The sequence below is a fragment of the Kaistella solincola genome (genome assembly GCF_000812875.1).
GTDB classification, from domain to species: Bacteria; Bacteroidota; Bacteroidia; order Flavobacteriales; family Weeksellaceae; genus Kaistella; species Kaistella solincola.
In genome coordinates, this window is record NZ_JSYK01000002.1 from 25,973 (window position 1) to 43,951 (window position 17,979).

14 protein-coding genes are annotated in these 17,979 nt (G+C 39.0%); 1 reads left to right on the forward strand and 13 read right to left on the reverse strand.

Annotation, left to right across the window (positions count from 1 at the left end; genetic code table 11):
• Positions 1 to 8: 8 nt before the first annotated feature.
• From OA84_RS01010 to OA84_RS01050, 9 genes are all read right to left on the reverse strand, one after another.
• Positions 9 to 761 carry a DNA-formamidopyrimidine glycosylase family protein gene (locus OA84_RS01010; RefSeq protein ID WP_039341114.1) on the reverse strand — a complete coding sequence of 251 codons (753 nt, stop codon included), beginning with the start codon at positions 759 to 761 and terminating at the stop codon, positions 9 to 11.
• Positions 762 to 960: 199 nt separating this feature from the next.
• Complete coding sequence (locus tag OA84_RS01015) at positions 961 to 3,621, reverse strand: T9SS type A sorting domain-containing protein (RefSeq protein WP_039341116.1); 2,661 nt, start codon at positions 3,619 to 3,621, stop codon at positions 961 to 963.
• A 659-nt stretch (positions 3,622 to 4,280) separates the two neighbouring features.
• Positions 4,281 to 4,943, reverse strand: a complete 663-nt coding sequence (locus OA84_RS01020; RefSeq protein WP_052252053.1) for a phosphatase PAP2 family protein — start codon at positions 4,941 to 4,943, stop codon at positions 4,281 to 4,283.
• A 71-nt stretch (positions 4,944 to 5,014) separates the two neighbouring features.
• The gene (locus tag OA84_RS01025; protein WP_039341118.1) at positions 5,015 to 5,569 is read right to left on the reverse strand and encodes a biliverdin-producing heme oxygenase; all 555 of its coding nucleotides are present in this window, start codon (positions 5,567 to 5,569) and stop codon (positions 5,015 to 5,017) included.
• A complete protein-coding gene (locus OA84_RS01030; RefSeq protein WP_039341121.1) occupies positions 5,569 to 7,767 on the reverse strand; it encodes an ATP-binding protein in 2,199 nt (732 codons plus the stop codon). Before OA84_RS01030 ends, OA84_RS01025 begins: the two co-directional genes overlap by 1 nt.
• Before the next feature lie 46 nt (positions 7,768 to 7,813).
• Complete coding sequence (locus tag OA84_RS01035) at positions 7,814 to 8,827, reverse strand: nucleoid-associated protein (RefSeq protein WP_039341123.1); 1,014 nt, start codon at positions 8,825 to 8,827, stop codon at positions 7,814 to 7,816.
• Between the two features lie 713 nt (positions 8,828 to 9,540).
• The gene (locus OA84_RS01040) at positions 9,541 to 12,687 is read right to left on the reverse strand and encodes an alpha/beta hydrolase (RefSeq protein ID WP_039341126.1); all 3,147 of its coding nucleotides are present in this window, start codon (positions 12,685 to 12,687) and stop codon (positions 9,541 to 9,543) included.
• Positions 12,688 to 12,694: 7 nt separating this feature from the next.
• Positions 12,695 to 13,240 carry a hypothetical protein gene (locus OA84_RS01045; protein ID WP_039341128.1) on the reverse strand — a complete coding sequence of 182 codons (546 nt, stop codon included), beginning with the start codon at positions 13,238 to 13,240 and terminating at the stop codon, positions 12,695 to 12,697.
• A gap of 2 nt (positions 13,241 to 13,242) precedes the next feature.
• Positions 13,243 to 13,839 (reverse strand): hypothetical protein, encoded by a 597-nt coding sequence (locus OA84_RS01050; RefSeq protein ID WP_039341131.1) that lies wholly within the window; start codon positions 13,837 to 13,839, stop codon positions 13,243 to 13,245.
• 110 nt (positions 13,840 to 13,949) lie between these two features.
• Between OA84_RS01050 and OA84_RS01055 the strand changes: the two genes are divergently transcribed.
• The gene (locus tag OA84_RS01055) at positions 13,950 to 14,564 is read left to right on the forward strand and encodes a Crp/Fnr family transcriptional regulator (RefSeq protein WP_156965016.1); all 615 of its coding nucleotides are present in this window, start codon (positions 13,950 to 13,952) and stop codon (positions 14,562 to 14,564) included.
• A gap of 100 nt (positions 14,565 to 14,664) precedes the next feature.
• Here the strand turns inward: OA84_RS01055 and OA84_RS11115 are convergent, their stop codons facing one another.
• From OA84_RS11115 to OA84_RS01075, 4 genes are all read right to left on the reverse strand, one after another.
• Positions 14,665 to 15,249 carry a hypothetical protein gene (locus tag OA84_RS11115; protein ID WP_052252054.1) on the reverse strand — a complete coding sequence of 195 codons (585 nt, stop codon included), beginning with the start codon at positions 15,247 to 15,249 and terminating at the stop codon, positions 14,665 to 14,667.
• Between the two features lies 1 nt (position 15,250).
• A complete protein-coding gene (locus OA84_RS01065; protein ID WP_039341135.1) occupies positions 15,251 to 16,162 on the reverse strand; it encodes a relaxase/mobilization nuclease domain-containing protein in 912 nt (303 codons plus the stop codon).
• Positions 16,155 to 16,628, reverse strand: a complete 474-nt coding sequence (locus OA84_RS01070; protein WP_039341140.1) for a plasmid mobilization protein — start codon at positions 16,626 to 16,628, stop codon at positions 16,155 to 16,157. The genes OA84_RS01065 and OA84_RS01070 overlap by 8 nt, the downstream gene beginning before the upstream one ends.
• A 266-nt stretch (positions 16,629 to 16,894) precedes the next feature.
• Positions 16,895 to 17,776, reverse strand: a complete 882-nt coding sequence (locus tag OA84_RS01075; RefSeq protein WP_052252055.1) for a toprim domain-containing protein — start codon at positions 17,774 to 17,776, stop codon at positions 16,895 to 16,897.
• Positions 17,777 to 17,979: the final 203 nt, after the last annotated feature.

Genomic DNA, 17,979 nt, shown 5'->3' on the forward strand with positions numbered 1-17,979 from the left:
ATCCTGCTTTAAGCGGGATTTTTTTCTGCATACAGTTTCTGGCATTTGGGGCAGATGTAAGTTTTGCGTTTTACTTTTCCCATTTTGTCAATCACGACAAGTTCCGATTTGTCTTTCGGGCAGATTTTTTTGCCGTAAATCAGGGCTTTTTCTTTAACGTCATCGGTTTTAATGCGATTTAAGAATTCTTCAGCGTAGTCCACCACCATTTTTAGCAGGAAAACGAGCTTTTTTTCCGGTATATCTTTAATAATACTCGCTGGGTGAATTTTCGCGTGATACATCACCTCAACACGAATTATATTCCCCACGCCTGCAAATAAGGTTTGATCCATCAAAACATCACCGATTGTCTCGTTAGCGTGCTTGGTCTGCAATTCATTAATAATAAATTCCGGGTCAAATTCAGGTTTTAAAATATCGGTTTTGAAATTGAAATGATCGCGTGGTTTTCCTTCATATAATTTGGTTTTCGCGATATAGAAGTTGATTTCTTCGGAACCGAAATGCAGCGCAAAACTTGCATTCACTTTTTTTCGTTTGTTCACCAACATACGTCCGAAGAGGCCAAGATGAACGCCAACGAAGAAATCTTTAAATACAAAGAGCAGGTTTTTGCCGTAGGTTTCAATATCTTCAAGTTTGATATTAACGATTTTGGATTTGTCCATTTCGCCGTAGCCTGAAGCTTCGGTAACGGTTTTACCTTTGTAGCGAAGCAGCTTATTTTTCAGCGAAAGTATGGACGGTCCTTCTGGCATATTGTGTTTTTTAGGCGTTAAAAGCGGAAATTTTTCTGAATTTCTAAACTAATGATATTTCAGAGAAAGCATCTTTCGAATTTACGGAATAGGTATTTACTGCACAAGATTTGTAAAATATTTGCCGCTGAAACGGCATTTTTTTCAAAATAAAAAGACTGCCTTTGCAGACAGTCTTCCTAATGATGAGTTTTTATGGTTATTTTTTAATAATGAGTTTCAGCGTTTTTTCCATGGTTGCAGTTTTCACTTTCACGATGTAAACTCCACCCGGAAGCATATAATTGCTGGCACTTACGCTGGCTTTGTTACCATTTCTGACCACTTTGCTGCTGTAATCTGCCATCATTTTACCACCAAAATCGAACACCTGAACGACAACCGTACTATTACGGTCTGCATCAAATTTAATATTGAATTCTCCGTTCGACGGATTTGGATAAAGTGTGACTTCGCTTGCAACTTTCGGTAATTCCGGAGTTACAACTGCTGCCGATGCGACGACTGTGTTTGAAGCATCAGGACAAGGGCAGGTTAACAATCCATTATCCACTTTTCCACCGTCGTAATTGTTGTTTATTCCGTCCACCATTCCATTGATTTCAGCAGCAGAATACGTTGACATTCCACCCAAAGCTTTGTTGGCTTCAGCAAGAACCTGGTAAACGCTCCAGCCTGCGAATGTGCCTGAAACCACTACCATATCACCAAGTTTTTTTGTGGATGGTGAGAAGCTTGCGACATACTCATCAAATCTGATGTTTAAAGTAAGCGCTACGGTTTGACCTGCTAAAACATTGCTATAAGAAGCACCAGGATTCGTCATGGTTCCCGGATTCAGCGCTCTTGGTGTTGATCCGCTTGGCAAGAAATCTTCAACTGCTTTTGCAGAAGTAAGTTTCAACCATTTGGTGCCTGCACCTACTGTTAAACCTGTTTGGAAAGCACCTGCAAAATATTGGTCTCTGTAAGCGCCCCAGTTTTTACCTGCAGCTTTCGCGCCCCAGCCGCCTTGAGTTACAGTGGTAAATTTACCGCAATCAATTGCTTTCACGGTACCACTTGCAGTAGCTGTACAGCCGTTCGCATCGGTTACGGTTACGGTGAACGGTCCTGCCGGTAATTTAGCAGATGAGCCGGTTTCACCATTGGACCAAAGGTAAGTGTACATTGGTGTTCCGCCGCTTGCTGCTACGCTAACGTTATTTGCGGAGCTTGAACATGGCACTTCTGTAATCGTCAGTTTAAGTGATAATGGGGTTGGTTCATTGATGGTAATGGATTTTGTGGCTTCACAACCATTTTCGTCCTTCACGGTATAGGAATAAGTTCCTGCTTTTACGGTAAATGTTCCGGTCCCGGTAAAGGCACCAGTTCCACCAGTTGCTGTTACGGTTACCGTTGCATCACCACCATTGCAAGCAATTGGAGTTGCCTGAATATCTACCATAATTGGTCTAGGTTCAGAAATGGTTATTGATTTTGTGGCTTCGCAACCGTTTTCATCTTTCACGGTATAGGAATATGTTCCTGCTTTCACGGTGAATGTTCCGGTTCCTGTAAAGGCACCAGTTCCACCAGTTGCTGTTACGGTAACTGTGGCATCGCCGCCGTTACATGAAATTGGAGTTGCCTGAACATCCATTACAATAGCGTCCGGCTCTGATATCGTAATTGATTTCGAAGCTTCACAACCGTTTTCATCTCTTACTGTATAAGAATACGTTCCGGCTTTCACGGTAAATGTTCCAGTTCCGGTATAAGAAACAGTTCCGCCGGTTGCAGTTACCGTTACGGTCGCATCACCACCGTTACAGGAAATTGGTGTTGCCTGAACATCTACAACAAGTTGTGTTGGTTCGGAAATAGTAATGGATTTTGTTGCTTCGCAACCGTTTTCATCTTTTACAGTATAAGAATACGTTCCCGCTTTTACGGTAAACGTTCCGATTCCGGTATACGAGCCGGTGCCACCAGTGGCTGTTACGGTAACTGTAGAATTACCACCGAAGCACGAAATTGGAGTTGCAGAAACATTAATATCTAATTTATCAGGTTGCGTAATAGTAACGGTTTTGCTGGTAGAACAACTGCCGTCTGTCACGGTAAAAGTATAGGTGCCAGCGCCTTTTGCAAAATCACCTGTACCCGTTGTAGCAGAGGAGCCACCGGTAGCTGTAACATGAACCATCGTGGTACTACCGAAACATTTTATAGGATCGTAATTCACCTGAATTTCCAGCATGCAACATTTCAGATAACCTAAATCTCTGTTTCCTTCGTCATAATTTTCATTTATTGCAGTCGCAGCTTCATTAAACTGTGTAGCGGAATAAGCTGATGTACCACAACCGCCCATAAAATTATTGGCCATCTCTAAAAACTGATTTACCGTTTTTCCGGCAAACGGACCGCTCATAAAAACATATTCACCTAATGTAACGGTCGGTGAGGAAAAGTTAGAGTCATAACTGTCAAACTGAACCGCCAACATTACAGAAACCAACTGGCCCGCTAATGTATTTGAATAGCTGGCACCCGGATTGGTATAGTTTGCTCCCAGAGCGGACGATGTTCCACCAGAAGGTAAAAAATCGGTTACGGCCGCTGGCGAGGTCAGTTTTAACTGATAGCCGGTAGCGCACCCTAAAGTAAGGCCGTCAGGAAAAGCTTTGTTAAAATTATCATACATGTAACTCACATGAGGATTATCCGGATTGGGTGCACCCCAACCGCCCTGCGTAAGTGTATAGCCCTGACAGTTAGTGGTCTGGGCTGAAAAGTTGGTAGTAGACAGGAAGAACAAAAATAACAAACTGGAGAGTTGTTTAAACTTTTTAAAATAAAAATGTGTATTCATCTTTAGTGTTTTAAAAATAAGATAGAGGGTAGAGCGTCGAAGCTCAGAACTTTCGTCGTGGAAAAAATACCGAAAAATAAATGCGATTAGTAGCGCCCCGATGGGAAACTATTCAATTAACCGGCGACGTTGCGTACTCCACTTAATAAGAGGCTTTAGCACCAACCGTTCACTTAAAGTGTAGTTTTTGCAGTGATTGATCTTGTAATAAATCGATGTCATAATACAAAACTTGAGGAATTAAATCCGGAAAAAATCTGTTCAGATGAAACCAATTAAAGGGTATAGAAAATCGGATTTAAAATCCTGTGAAAGCGTACTTTCAAAAAAAATGTCACAAACTGCAGATAAAGTAAACGATGCCAACTTTACGAAGAATAAAATAAATTTCCTTTTTTCATGCTTATGGTGTTTTTTGGTTTTTTAGTAATTCAAAGTTAGAGACTTATCAACCAAGTAAAATTGGTGATTAGACCCAAAAACATCTAATAAACAACGGTATCTTCACTAAAAGTAAAAATTTTGCAAATTTTGGCAAAATTTTTTTCCTTTTGATGAAAGAATAATAAGAATTTTTACACAATTCGGGAATTTTGGTCAAAAGCTGTTTAAGCTAAAATTAAAAAAAATGGTAAAAAAGGCGGAAATTTTTTATCAATTCAATAAATCGGCAACCATTTCCGGAAGGTGTAAATCATCAGAAAAAGCCAGGAATAACCGAGACAAACGCCGCCCAAAACATCGCTGGGATAATGCACGCCCAGGTAAATTCGGCTGAAACCAATCATCAGTGAAAGTAAAACCAGAAACGTCATCATCGCGTATTTCCAGATTTTCGGCAAATCGGTTAACCAGACAAAATACGCCAGGATGCCATAAAAAATAAAACTGAAAGTAGCGTGACCACTCGGGAAACTGAAGCCTTCTTCCGGATTCAGCAGTGGATATGGCGGGCGTGGTCTGGCAAAAAACATTTTCATTAAATAAATAATCAGCAATCCGCCGCTGCCTGCGACAAAACTGAAAAAAGCGCGCCGGTAATCCTTCACCAAAATAAAAATAATAATGAGCGCCGGATATGCAATTTTCATCAACGACACTGAGGAAAGCTCAGTAAACGCTGACATATAGCCGGTTGCGCCGGGATTGATGAGGTGATAACGCACCAAATCGAAAATTAAAAAATCTACCTTCTCTTCCTTTTCCAGCAGAACTTCGTCCGTAATTTCCGCAAAAATAAACAGCGCGAGTGCAAAAAAGAACAGCGAAAGCAAGAGTTTCGCTGAAGAATTTTTATAGAAATTTTTGAAAAAATCAATCATTTAGCGGCAAATTTTTTCGAAATTATCAAAATCCGTGCTTAAAGCAGTTAAAAAATGTGAGTCAGCAATTGTTAATCGGGCAAATTTAGCAAAAAGCCGTAAGCTTTTTCAGCGCCTCGCAGACAAGCATCTTCATATTCAAGTTTTATTTCGCGATCCAGAACTTCTTTGAAAGTTTTCCAGTACGAGCCGGTGTGGGAACCGTAACACCTGAAATAATGAAACGGAGCATCAGCAAACTCGCCGGATTTGGAAAGCTGTTTTGCAATCATGTTTCCGCCCAAGGTAGAACCTTCCATAACATAAAAAATTCCGAATGCTTCCGCAAGATTTTTTACTGAAGCTAAATTTCGTTCAGGTGGTAAAGGCACACCTAATTCCATCATGTCGGTTTCTGCCAGCTTCAGTTTGCGGCGGCTTTCCAAATTCAAAAAATCTGCTGCTTTTGCCGGAATAAAATTAAAAACTTCATTCTCGAATGAATTCAGCATTTCGTAGTTGTAAAAAAGCAACTTGCGATAATCATTTAAATCAAAAGTGCCTTCAAATATTTTCGCGGAATTGAATTTTTCTTCAGTTAAATCGTGCAGATGGCGGGTTCCGGATTTGAGTTTTTCAGAAATCATTAAAGCGATCGTGGGTTTTGGAAAGTCAGTTTGAAAATAGTCTCTTTTGCAGCTGTACTTTTATAGGATATATTGCCGCCAAGACGTTTCATAATGCGGTATACAATGGAAAGACCAACGCCGTTGCCCTGAAAAGCCTTGGCGTTTTCCATACGGCTGAAAATCTTAAACATTTTCGACTGGTCTTTTGCTGGAATACCGATGCCGTTATCTTTAATGGTATATATAACTTTATCGTCTTCTTCATAACCGTAAATTTCCACTTTAGGATTTTCACTTTTACTCGAATATTTCACCGCGTTACCGATGATGTTCAGGAAAACCTGTTTCATCATGGTTTCATCACCGAGAACATTAGGAGTTTTTCCGATGATTACTTCGGTACTTTCACTGATGGTTAGCTGTGCATCTAAGCATATTTTTCTGATGACAGAAGCTGTTTCCAGTTCCTTGAGTTCTATTTCCGAAGATTTTGCCTTGCTGAGCTGCAGTACGCCACGCATCATATTTTCCATGCCAAGAACTTCTGCCAGGATACTTTGAACTCTTTTCTGAACTTCGGGATTATCATGATGCGCCCGTTCAAGCAATTGTGCATTAAGCTTCATGACGGTGAGTGGCGTGCCAAGGTCGTGAGAAATGGTGTAAGAAAAACTGTCGAGTTCTTCGTTGAGGTTTCGCAGCTCGTCATTCAGCTCCTGAACTTTTCGGAACTGGCTGTACGTGGTTTCAAGAATCGACGCCACTACTTTTTTAGCAGCGATGATATCGCGGTTTTTCCACGGCGTCGCCTTTCCTTTGATATCTTCAATATAAGTCGCAAAAGATTTTCGTGGCGAAATTACGTATTGCTGATCACCGTTCAGGACAGTTTCTCCCGTGTCTTTCGAAGGATTTCCTGCCCAAAGCAACTGGGTGTCTACTTTCTGCCGGAACCAGATTAAAAGTTCGTTGCGATCATCATCTGTAAAGCCGAACATCACTCCCGCTGCGTTTTCCAGGGGCCCCATATTTCCTTCATGAGTATTACTGAAGTCATTGGTGGAATAGAAATTCTTTAGTGGATTTTCACGTGCATATTTGACGATGTTCAGAACTTCTTCATCCGAAGGCACCAAGCCCGCCGTGCGAATATGATGACCAACCACTACTGCCAAACCATCCGCGTGCGGATAATTTCGCATGGTTTCAATATTACTGAAAAGCGATGATTCAAGGTCGTCGAATTTTGAAAGAGAAGATTTTAAGTATTTAATCTGATTTTCAAGCTCAATGCTGTCATTCAGCATCTGGCGTGATTTGAAAGATGCATACGCATTCGCAGCAATAACTGTAAACACCTCAGCACGGATTCGGTTTACCAGGTCGATATGTTTAGCCTTCACATTTTGGCAGGTCACCATGCCCCAAAGCTTATTATCAATAACAATTGAGGTACTGAAACTGGACTCTACACCCGTATTTTTCAGATATTGACCATGCACCGGTGACATCGCCCGTAAGGCGGAATAGGTAAGGTCAACAGGCTGTTCCAGCGTAGTAAGGATTGGTACCGGCGTAGAAAGAACGTTGCTGAAAATCCTTTTTCGCTTTTTCAGATAAAGTTCACGTGCCTGACGCGGAATATCACTTTCCGGATAATGCAGGTTCATAAAACTTTCCACACCGTTTTTAATTTTTTCAGCAATTACTTTTCCGCTGCCGTCATCCAGAAATCGGTACACCATCACGCGGTCATAATCTATCGCTTCCGCAACGGAAACCAACAGCTGCTGCCAGATTTCTGCTGAGTTTGTCGCATTGCTGATGCTCTCGTACTTTTTAGTAACGAAAGTCCGCGTATGAAAATGCTCGGTTACCTTTTCAATTTCCAGAAAAACCACCGACTGGTATTTATAAATCGTAAGGTGATAACCGTTACCGTTGATGGTGAGTTTATCTAAGAAAACATCTACTTCCTTCAGCGTCTCAAAATCAAGATTTTTCAGCACAACTGAATCCAGAAGCGGCTCAAAGGCACTGCAATTTTGCTCTAAAGTTTGGCCCAGGACATTTTCATTTACACTAAAAATGTCGGAAATATTCTGGCTTAAAAAGGTAATGGTTTTTCCTGAGGCATCTAACCCGATCAAATAGCCGAAATCCTGAATATGACCGGAAATGTGGATTTTCTCGTCGTGGCAATCGACTAAATTCATAAAAAAGGATTATAAAAAGGTGTGTTTGCAAATTTAAGAATTTTTTTTATTGTTCTTCGTCGAAGTAAAGCCGGTAATATTTTCCCCTTTCATCGCTGCCCTGCTCTATCATTTTTCGGTCGCCGTGCACGTAAATGTGGAAGTTTTTGTCGAGCTTGATGATGCTTTTAAAACCGCGGCTTTGCTTTTTCACGGCTGCTTCATTAATCGCAAAATCTTCGGAAATAGAAACCTGCATTTCCTGCTCGTAATCAGATTTAAAATTGCCAAAACTTTCTATTACATTTTCGTCCTGCAAAACTTCTTTTGTAAATTCTTCGTAGTCGAATTTCTCTTTTTCCTTGAAAAAATTGATGGATTTATTCAGAAAATCTGCCTGATCTGCTTTTGTAGTTTCAAATTCCTGCGGAAGCTGTTTCGTGATATATTCCTTGTAAACCGCGAGTGTTTCCTGCGTATGGAAATATTCGTCGTCGCGCTGCTTAACTTTCAGAAAATCTTCAAACCAATAATATTGATCACCGTTTTTGTTGTTATCCACCACCGAAACCGCGTAGCCAGATTCTTTAAAACTGTTGTAAATAATACAGCCTTTATCGAGTTTTGAAAGTGAAATTCCGTAATCTTTTTCGATTTCAAAAGTGTCGCCTTCGGGTTGAATTTTCAGAAACGGGCTTTTATTTTCGGTTTTAAAAATACCGATAGAATCTATTTTTTCACCATTTTTTTCTTCACCTTCGAAATAAGCGATGAAAAGCTCACCCGCCTGCACACGCGGATTTTCAGCAATTCCGTAGAGATGTTCGGCGATGTTTTCCGATTCGAAAATAAACCGGCTTTTATCCTCGAAAATTTCCGATGCCGAACTGAAAACCGGATTGTTCACCAGATAAGTGTCGCTGTAAAACTGGTATTGCTCTTCGGATTTAAAGGATTTCAGGAAAAAATCTTCCAGCATTTCGGTCATATTTTCTTCGAGCGGATATTCGGCCTGGGAAAGTATCATCGGTTCCTGGTTGATTTTATTTCCGACTTTGTGGATGATAAGTTTGGTGAGCATTGAATAGAATTTTGGACTGCGAAGGTAAGTGTTTCGAAAAGAGAAGACAAAAAAAATTACCGCTTAAAAGGGTGAATTTTTCTGTTTTAGCTATTTCGATATTTTCAAAAAATCTCTCCTTTTAGCGGCGTTTTTTTTTGTTTTAATGTATCAAAAAATATGAAAAAGTTACCGGTTTTAGCGGCGTATTTTTTTGATTTAAATAAAAAGATAAATTAGAAAATTTTGCTGTTTTAACAGCCAAAAAAACCGCAGCAACTAAGTTACAGCGGTTTTATAAATATTGAAGTTTTCTTATTTCACTTCTTCAAAAATAACTATATATGAAAATCAAATAGTTACGAATTTGAGGTACAAATAAGGAAATAAAAATCAGATTCTAGACTTTGTGATCAAGATTTTAACAAATAGCTCGATTAAAAAGAATTTTAACTTTAACATTGACTTAAATATTTTTCATTTCAATGCCGGCACCCATCCTTAAACCTCAGAAACTTATCAGCATCCTTTGGGTTTTTCTTCATCCATTTGTTCATCAACTCGGTGTTGTGCTGAAGCTGCTGGTTATCCTCGGCTCTACAATTAGTTACCTCCTCGTGGAACGCACATCGTAAACCTATTTATTTGCCTTACGTTATGTGGAAATTTTTTTGAGATAAAAAGTTATTAAATATTGATAATAAAAACTCGGCTAATTGACCGAGTTTTTTAAATTATTCTTTAATTATTGTTTGATTATGTACTATATTATTATTTTTTATAATTCTAACGTAATAGACCCCTGTTAAGAGTCGACTCACATCAAATTCTGAGTCTGTGGTTTCAAAAGCAATATTGCCTTTAGTGTCAGCTATTTGAGTTTTTATGTTTCTAAATTTTTGATCATCCATAGTTCTATTTGATCCACTACAAGGATCTATAATTCTGTAATTGTTTTTACTATTGTTAGTTTTTACAATTCTATATCCATCACATGGATCAGGAGCAGGAGGAGTAATCCCCTGGATAGTTTCATAGGTTCCACAATTATTTGTTGCTAATATCTTTCTTTCTATATACCAGTTATAACTTGGTCCATGAGCCAAACCTGAATCACAATTTGAAGAAATGGATCCACCTGTGTTGGATATAGTAGCACAGGTTATTGATGTAATTCCCTGTTCCTGCAAAGTTACCTCAGGATTGGTGCTTTTTAGGGTATAATATACATAATTTCCGTTAGGATTTAATTCATAATATACCGATGGCTTTCCTACCCAGACTTTCTTCACTAACGGGGCAATAGAAGAATTAGGAAAAGAAGCTGTAATTTTCATCAAACCATTGTTGGTAGCTTTTACTGTGATTGAATTTGAATTTTGGGAAATAATTGAGCCGTTTTCAATGTTCCAGTTGATTGCTGTAGATAATCCACAAACATTCAAATTATAAATAGAGGTATCATTGTTACAAAGTAAAGTATTGCCATTAATAAGTAAATTTTCAGATCCTATGGCAGGAGGAGGAATCTCATTCCCATCTAACCAGCCTATTAACCATGCAACCATATTAGGGGTAAATGAAATATGGTCCATATTTTTATCTTCACCATAATAACTGTCGAAAGGCGTTTGTCCTGTGCACACCAAATTTTTATTTATAGGCTGATACCAGTCGCTAAAACCGGAAGTATCTAAAGCCGAGTGAGTTGAGATAAAAGATTGTGGATTAGTTGGAGTTTCTTCAGCATTTGGGATATAATATCTTCTGCGTTGTTTCATTTTCCTCAGTGTCTGGGCAGATTGAACTTTAAAATCATTTATAGCATTGTAATATCCTCCTGGCACAGCATCAAGCGAGCCTTTGCTGAAACCGTTAGGTCTTGATAGTTCTAATGATCCCCAAACTGGTAAACCCAACTTGGCAGAACCAATATGATATAATAAATTTGACTGCTGATATTCCGGCTGAGCAAGTTGTGTAGATCTAAATGTATTAATTGTCCAATGAAAAAATGCCCACGACAAATCAATATATCCACGCATGTCCAAAATGGTTTGCGTGGGGGTGAGATTTTTCGTCCCGGTAATAGAACCATTTACAATCGCTATCTTTTTAAGGTTCAACGGATATCCGTTAGAACCTTGTAGGCCGTTATTATGAAGATTTTGTTGATAGCTGGTGTAATAAGGTGAAATACCTCCATTTTGTCCATATAACTTTTCTTCTGCGTGTTCTATAAGCATTTGTCGTGCAGCAGGCGTCATCAGTTGTTTTTCATAATTACCTTTAGCTTCTTCCATACCTCTGTTATAGCCTAAAAATGCAATGCTTCCCTGTAAAGCCAAAGAAATGTTGGCACCTTGGTGCGGGCTGTCCATACTAATCCATAATTTAGCATTATGATCCCAATAGGTATCGCCGGTTTCCTGCTGTTTCTTTTCCATGTAGGCTAATGCATAGCGGGTAATTTGTCCGCCCATGCTTGGCCCCACCACTACGGCTTTTTCTGTAATGCCTCTGCTATGCATGGAAGCGTTTACATCCTGCAAGAAACTTACAAAAGACATGGCATTTCTTTCTATGAAATCTGCACCATAATCCTGAATAATCTTATCGAAATTATTAGGATCGCGCTCTGTTGGCAGATTGATAATAATGACATCATAACCTTTTTGGGTTAAAATATCCGTTAATTTTTGAGGAGTTTCATTTGGATTATTCGGATCTATCTTGTAGCTCATTAGATCGTAGATAGATTTATATTTGCTTCCAAAATTATTACGAGTGTCTTCATCTAATAATTTCTTGCAGTTTTCATCACAGTCGATGGCTTCTATCCTTCTCTTATCCCCTGGGTCGAAACCGTCAATTACGATAAACGGCTTTTTCACGCGGTCCATCCCGCAAACTCCCGTCTGGTTATCGTTGGCATAAAAGATTTTGTATTCCATTTTTCCGTATTTAGGGGCAGTTTCTCCCCATGCCTGATACGGAATTTTAGAAGTGTACGGAATAACATTGGTTTTTACAGTGCACGAAGTGGCAGCATAAGTGGTGTAAGTGCTTTGTGGGAAGGTCACGAGAATAGAGCCATAGGTAGTAAAGGTAGAGCCATCTTCATAAGTGATATTAAAAGGGATTACTTTTTCTCCAGGATTAGAATAGTTTACCGAAAACACCGCGGTATTAACAGAGCCGTTTGTGATAAGGTTTTGATTTATGCCGTCTCCGAAATTTGCCGTTAAATTTGTAATTTTCTTGCCCTTATTGAAGTAAATATCCGGGTTAATTTGAAAACTAACCACGCCGCCTTCTGCAGAAACAGAACTTTTTTGTGGAGCAATCATCACCAGATGTTTGATAAAGGCAGAAGGTTTGCCCGCTATGGGCTGGAATAGGCCGTTTTGAAAAGTCAAGCCCCCGTTACTCTCATTTTCGGAATCGTAAAACAAAAAATCGAAGTCGGTATTGATGATGCCAATTTGCACTGTATTTAGCGTGGTAGTTCTCGCACTAATGTTTTGCATTATCATTTGAGGATTTCTTTTTGCCTCCAATGCCGAAGCGCTTAAAAACTGAGATTGCGAGCTTGCTTGATACAGCTCCGACATCGCCTGCAAAAAAAGTGCGGCATCTGCCGTATTATAATCCGCATCATTAAACTGATACAAGTTGGCAAAGGAATCTACCATACTTAGGTTGATACCAGTAGCAAGGTAGGGAACACCGGTTTGCGGGTTAATGTTTTGCTTTACGACAGCAGTAGCATCTCTGTAAAATGCTTGCTGCTGCTGCTGGGTTTGCTCTGCGGATGGAATAATCTGAGCATTCAGATTAGCCACTAACGCTATTGCTAAAAGTTTTAGAGTTGTTTTCATAGTTATTTTATTTAGTTAAATCAAATCTACCTTCTGTAATCTCAATAATGTCATTGGGATTATCCTTATTTTTAAGTTTACCATAAAATGTCCCAGAAATAATCTTACTGTCATTTCTAGTAAATGTAATTTTACCACTATCTTTCATCGAATCGTAAAAGCGACCATTCTTTTCAGCTGCCATATACAATCTTTCTTCGTTTGCTGTGGAATAACCCCCATTCACTTCCTCAAAACTAAATGTACCTAATTGACTCATAAATGAGATGGGTATTTTTATAATAACACCGCCTCTCCCATATCGAGCATCTTTTGCTTCTATATTTCTTCCTTTATCATAAGAAAATACCAATCCTTTTAGTGTCTCTCCTCCTGGCGGCCCTTGTTGTGTGGCATCCTGTGGGATCATAATTTGTCCGTTTATTTTGCAGCCAAAAGTCCATGCGCCGGTTTGCGTTTCCGGCGGCAGCTGCGGGTTGTAATCTTCTTTGCTTCTGTCCGTGCACGCCATTGCGCTTAAGCCTATGAGCAGTGCGAGTAATAGGTGTTTCATAATTAGGGAAAGTACGTGTTATAAATTGTTTGTTTTGTGAAATCAAATCGAGCACTAGTCAAATCAATAACATCCGCCGGGTTTGCTTCATTCTTAAGTTTACAGGAAAACGTTCCAGAAATAATATCCGCGTCGGATCTGGTAATGTTTATGCTTCCACTGTTCCCAATTGAGTGATAATAGATTGTCTTATTATTTTTATAAATAAACGCTGTTACCAGAGTGTGTTCTGCAACAGACGAACTTAATTCACCATTACTCTCCATAATGGGGTACATACCCGTCTTGAGTGGTAACATGTTATTTGTATTTTTAATATATATGTAGATATATGCAGTTTGTGTTTTACTGTCTCCCACCGAAATTTCACAATATTCTTTATCTTCAGTAAAGCAGACTCCAGCTTTTTGTGAACCTGGTGGTGAGTAACCTGTTGGTGTTCTGGGGATCATCACCTTTCCATCGATAATTGCCCCAAAGGTATTTGCCCCAGTCTGCGTCTCGGGTGGGAGCTGTGGGTTATAGCCATCGTTTGAGATTCGGTCTGTGCAAGCCATTGCAGTAAAGCAGATGAACAGTGCGTAGAGAAGATGTTTCATAATGTAACCTTTTAAAATTTTTTTACTAAAGTTAGAATGTGTACAAAGAAAAAAACTTGATTGAAATCAAGTCTCTAAATTTTTTTTATCTTAGTGTTAAACATTTCCTTATGCAAGAACCCTTCGATTTCCTGATCTCCTGCGCACAAAAAATTGGCCCGTTATCAACGCAGGACGTCGCGGAGATAAAGCGCTGTTTTACCTTGCATAGTGTAAAAAAAAACGAGGTGTTCTTGCATGCGGGTCAGCCTTGCAACCGGATCTACTTTGTGGTAAACGGGCTGATTCGCACCTACCATTTAAACCCAAACGGTAGCGAGTTTACACGGGTGGTGGTACCGGAGGGACAGTTTTGTACAGTTCTGGCCAGTTTCAATGATCATCTGTCCTCACCTGCTTATTTTCAGGCTTTGGAGGAAGCGCAGCTTTTGGGAATTACGGAGCATGACTTCCGCAAGCTGGTCTTAGTGTCGCCGAAAATTCAAAACATCTATCTAAAAATTCTTGAGGATTATCAAAATTTCCACATTCACCGAATGGAGTTCCTAACCCAATGCAACCCTAGACAAAAGATAAAAATTTTCCATAAAGAAAATCCAGGCCTTGTCACGCGGCTAAGCAAAAAAGTCATCGCTTCATACCTTCAGATTACGCCAGAGACATACTCCCGCTACTTGAAAAATTTCAACATGAACTCACTTTGTAATCAAACCTCAGCTGAATGATTTATCTCGGTTGGATAAAGTTTTTATACTAGTATTTTTCGCCGGATAAACGAATGGTGAACTACCCTCTTAAATAAACTGGACAAATTGAATTTTACATTCACCTACTCTCATACCCATCTTTAAACCTCAGAAACTTATCCGCCTCCTTTGGATTTTTCTTCATCCATTTGTTCATCAGCTCGGTGTTGTGCTGAAGTTGGTTGTAGTCCTCAATTTTGTAAATTGCTTTCCCGTTGTTGTGTATTTCGTCTAGAATTTCCTGTCGCAGTTCGCTTTTCGAACGGATGCTTGCAGAATAAAATTGACGGGAAAAATAAAAGGATGTTAACAGAATCAGGAATGAAAATACCAGAACTCCGATTCCTACAAGTAAAAATCGGTATTTCTTCTGAAAGCCATTGAGGGTTTGCACCGCCTCTTCAGACAGATCGACTTTATTGAGTTCAGAAAGCCGGACCAGAAACGCTTCCCTTTTCTCGGCTTCTTTATTTATGAAACCGCCGGTTTCGTGGAATATCTCTTCTACAGCCTGCAAGGCAAATTCTGTTTCCGTAAGCCGTCTATTGAGATCTTCAATTTGACCGCTTGAGGTGGCCGATTGTTCTGAATTCAGTTCTAATTCTGTGATGACTTTTTTCAGCAGCGCATATATCTCACTGAAGGCCGTGTTTTCGTTTTCCATTTTATCTAAATTTTCGTTTTTTTCTTCTTAATAATTCATCATCAGGTGCGGTGTAGGTGGGTTTCAGAAACTCATCGATGGTTTTCTGGATTTCCTTCAAAACATTGATTTTTAAGTTTTCTGTTTGTGCGATTTCTTTGAGCTGGCCGGACGTGTGTCTGTTCAGCTCACTTCTCTGCTGATTGGAATCCAGAATGGTTTTGATGTCCGCAATCCTGAGTTTATTCGCAATCTCAGACAGTTTGAATCCGGGTTTATACTGCCGTTCGGTTTGGTGGTTGATGTCCTCATACCGCACTATCCGCATCCCTGAAATTCCTACTTTGACATTCTGCGAGAGCGTCACCCGATAACCGAGTTGATGCATTTTACCGATCAGTTCATCGAAGGTCCTGGCTGTTTTCAGGCAGCTAGTCAATGCGGCATACATCTGCTGTTTTTTCTCCCTGCTGATTTCAATGTCGGTTTTGAGATTAAGTTCCCTGCAAACCTCACGCACCGCTTTTCCAAACTGCTCGCCGATCTTGTGTGCTTTGATGGTATTCTTACCCTCGGTATTTACCCTGTTGACGATGAAGTGAATATGCTTTTGCTTCGTGGAAGAATGAATGTCCAGCCGGATTTGATTTTCATCAGTTACTCCCACTTTCTTCAATGCTCTCAGCGTGATATCGGTTAACTGTTGATTGGTCAGTTGATCTCCGATGGATTTTTCAGGAGAAATGTAACCGGTCAATGCCCAGTTTTTCACATTCTTATTTCTGTCGGCGATCGCTTTCATTTCCCTGAACTGTTTTTTAGGATCCTCGCTCAGCAAATTGTTGCTGTAAACCATCTGTGCCATTCCTTTGTCGTTTCCATTATATTCGACGGCTATTTTCGATATTCGTCTGGTGGTGGCGCTGTTATTCATCGTCGTGGAAATTTTCTTCAGTCGTGAGATTCTTTTTGCTGTATAGGTATTTGTAAATAAGTTGAGTCACCTTTTCCACAGACTTTAGGATTTGTGAGGTATGATCCAGCTTTGAGAATTCCCGGTGGCGTAATAGGTTCTTTATTCTTATAAAATGATTTCCATATTCGAGCAGGATCTTGTCCGTCTCAAATTCTTTTATTCTTAATTCTTTTTCGGTGATCACATATCTTGAATATTTTGAAAGTGTCAGGTTGAGCCGGGCAGCTTTTTGTGAGGCTTCTTCGTATTCCTTCTCGGTCAGTCTGGTGGATACCACTTTTGTGAACTGTCCGGAAGTCTTCTTTTTCAAACCTCCTTTTCTGCCAATTTCCTGAAAGTATTTTTTTCTGTTTGCGATCGCTTTTTTCTTTTCCAGGTCTTTGAAAATTTGTTCAGCGAATTGTTTTAACGGGTCATTTTCCATCTTGCGTTTTTTCTTTTTGGAAGCAATTGTGTTTTATTTTTCCGTGTTATAGTTGTCTGTGTTTTTATGAGATTCTCTACTTTGATTTTCTTAAATGAAAGTTCCCTATCATAGTTTTCGACGGTAGGAGAAAACCAAAAAGTTCCAATTTTACGATGAGCGGTGACGCTTATTGTAAACATTGGGTACTTTTTGCACTACCATCTAACCATATTTTGACTGCCACCTTTTTACGCAGGTCTGTCGTAGTTTTTTTCCTGCTTATATCACCTTCTTTTTAAAGATTTACGATGATCATTTTGTGTGTTATTATGAGTCAACCAATCATTCAAATCTTTAAAATCGGAATACAAAACCCGACAATCTTCCGCTTCATCATTTTCATTTTTTATGATTTCAACGGCGCGATTTCCGGCTTCGTCATTGTCAAAATAGAGGTCTATTTTTTCATAATTTTCAAGTGAATTTTTAATCTTATTTATCATTGAAACTGAATTCAAAATCATATAATCTGAAGGTTCATTTTCTAACGATTCTTCAATATTTTTAAAGGAGAGAAAATCTAAAAAACCTTCTAAAATCAGAAGCGATTTTGAGTTATTTTTTATGGTGGTAATATCTTTTTTACCCAAACAAATTTTGGTATAAGCGTTCCGGATTTCATATCCATCGGAATCATTTTTAAAACAGATTCCAAAATATTTTTTATCATTCATTTGATAATGAATTTCCTGAATCAAGTGTTTTTGATTTTCTACTTTTCTACTTTTTAAATATTGTAATAATGCAGGATGTTGAATTTCTTTCACCTCTACTATTTCATAAGTTTTGGGAAGATTCTCAAATTTCTTTTTAGAGAAAATTTTTTGATTTTGAAAAGAAGAGAAATTCTGATTTTCTGCCCACTTCAAAACTTCAGAAATTGGAGCGTTTAAATATTTCTTCATGAAATCGATATTGTTCCCACCAATTCCTTCGGAAAATAAATACCAATAATTGAGGTTTTTATTAATTTTAAAAGAGGCATTGTTTTCTTTGGAAAAAGGATTTAGAAACCACGCTTCTTTTTCATTTTGTTTTGTGGGAAAATGCCCAAGAAATTGCAGGACTTCATCCACCGATATTTTATTAAATTGTGTGCAGTTCATTGCTGTAAAGTTTAGGGGTTGAGTTTGGGGAAAAATTTGATGAATTGATGAGGAAAGGTTGTATCTATTTGTTTAACAGAAAGTTAATCACTCATCAAACGCTCATCGTCTCATCAAACCTGTATTTTTTCACTCATCAAACTCTCATCAAAAAAGACGATATAGAAATTTGATGAGGCTTTTGATGAGTAGTAACTAATTGA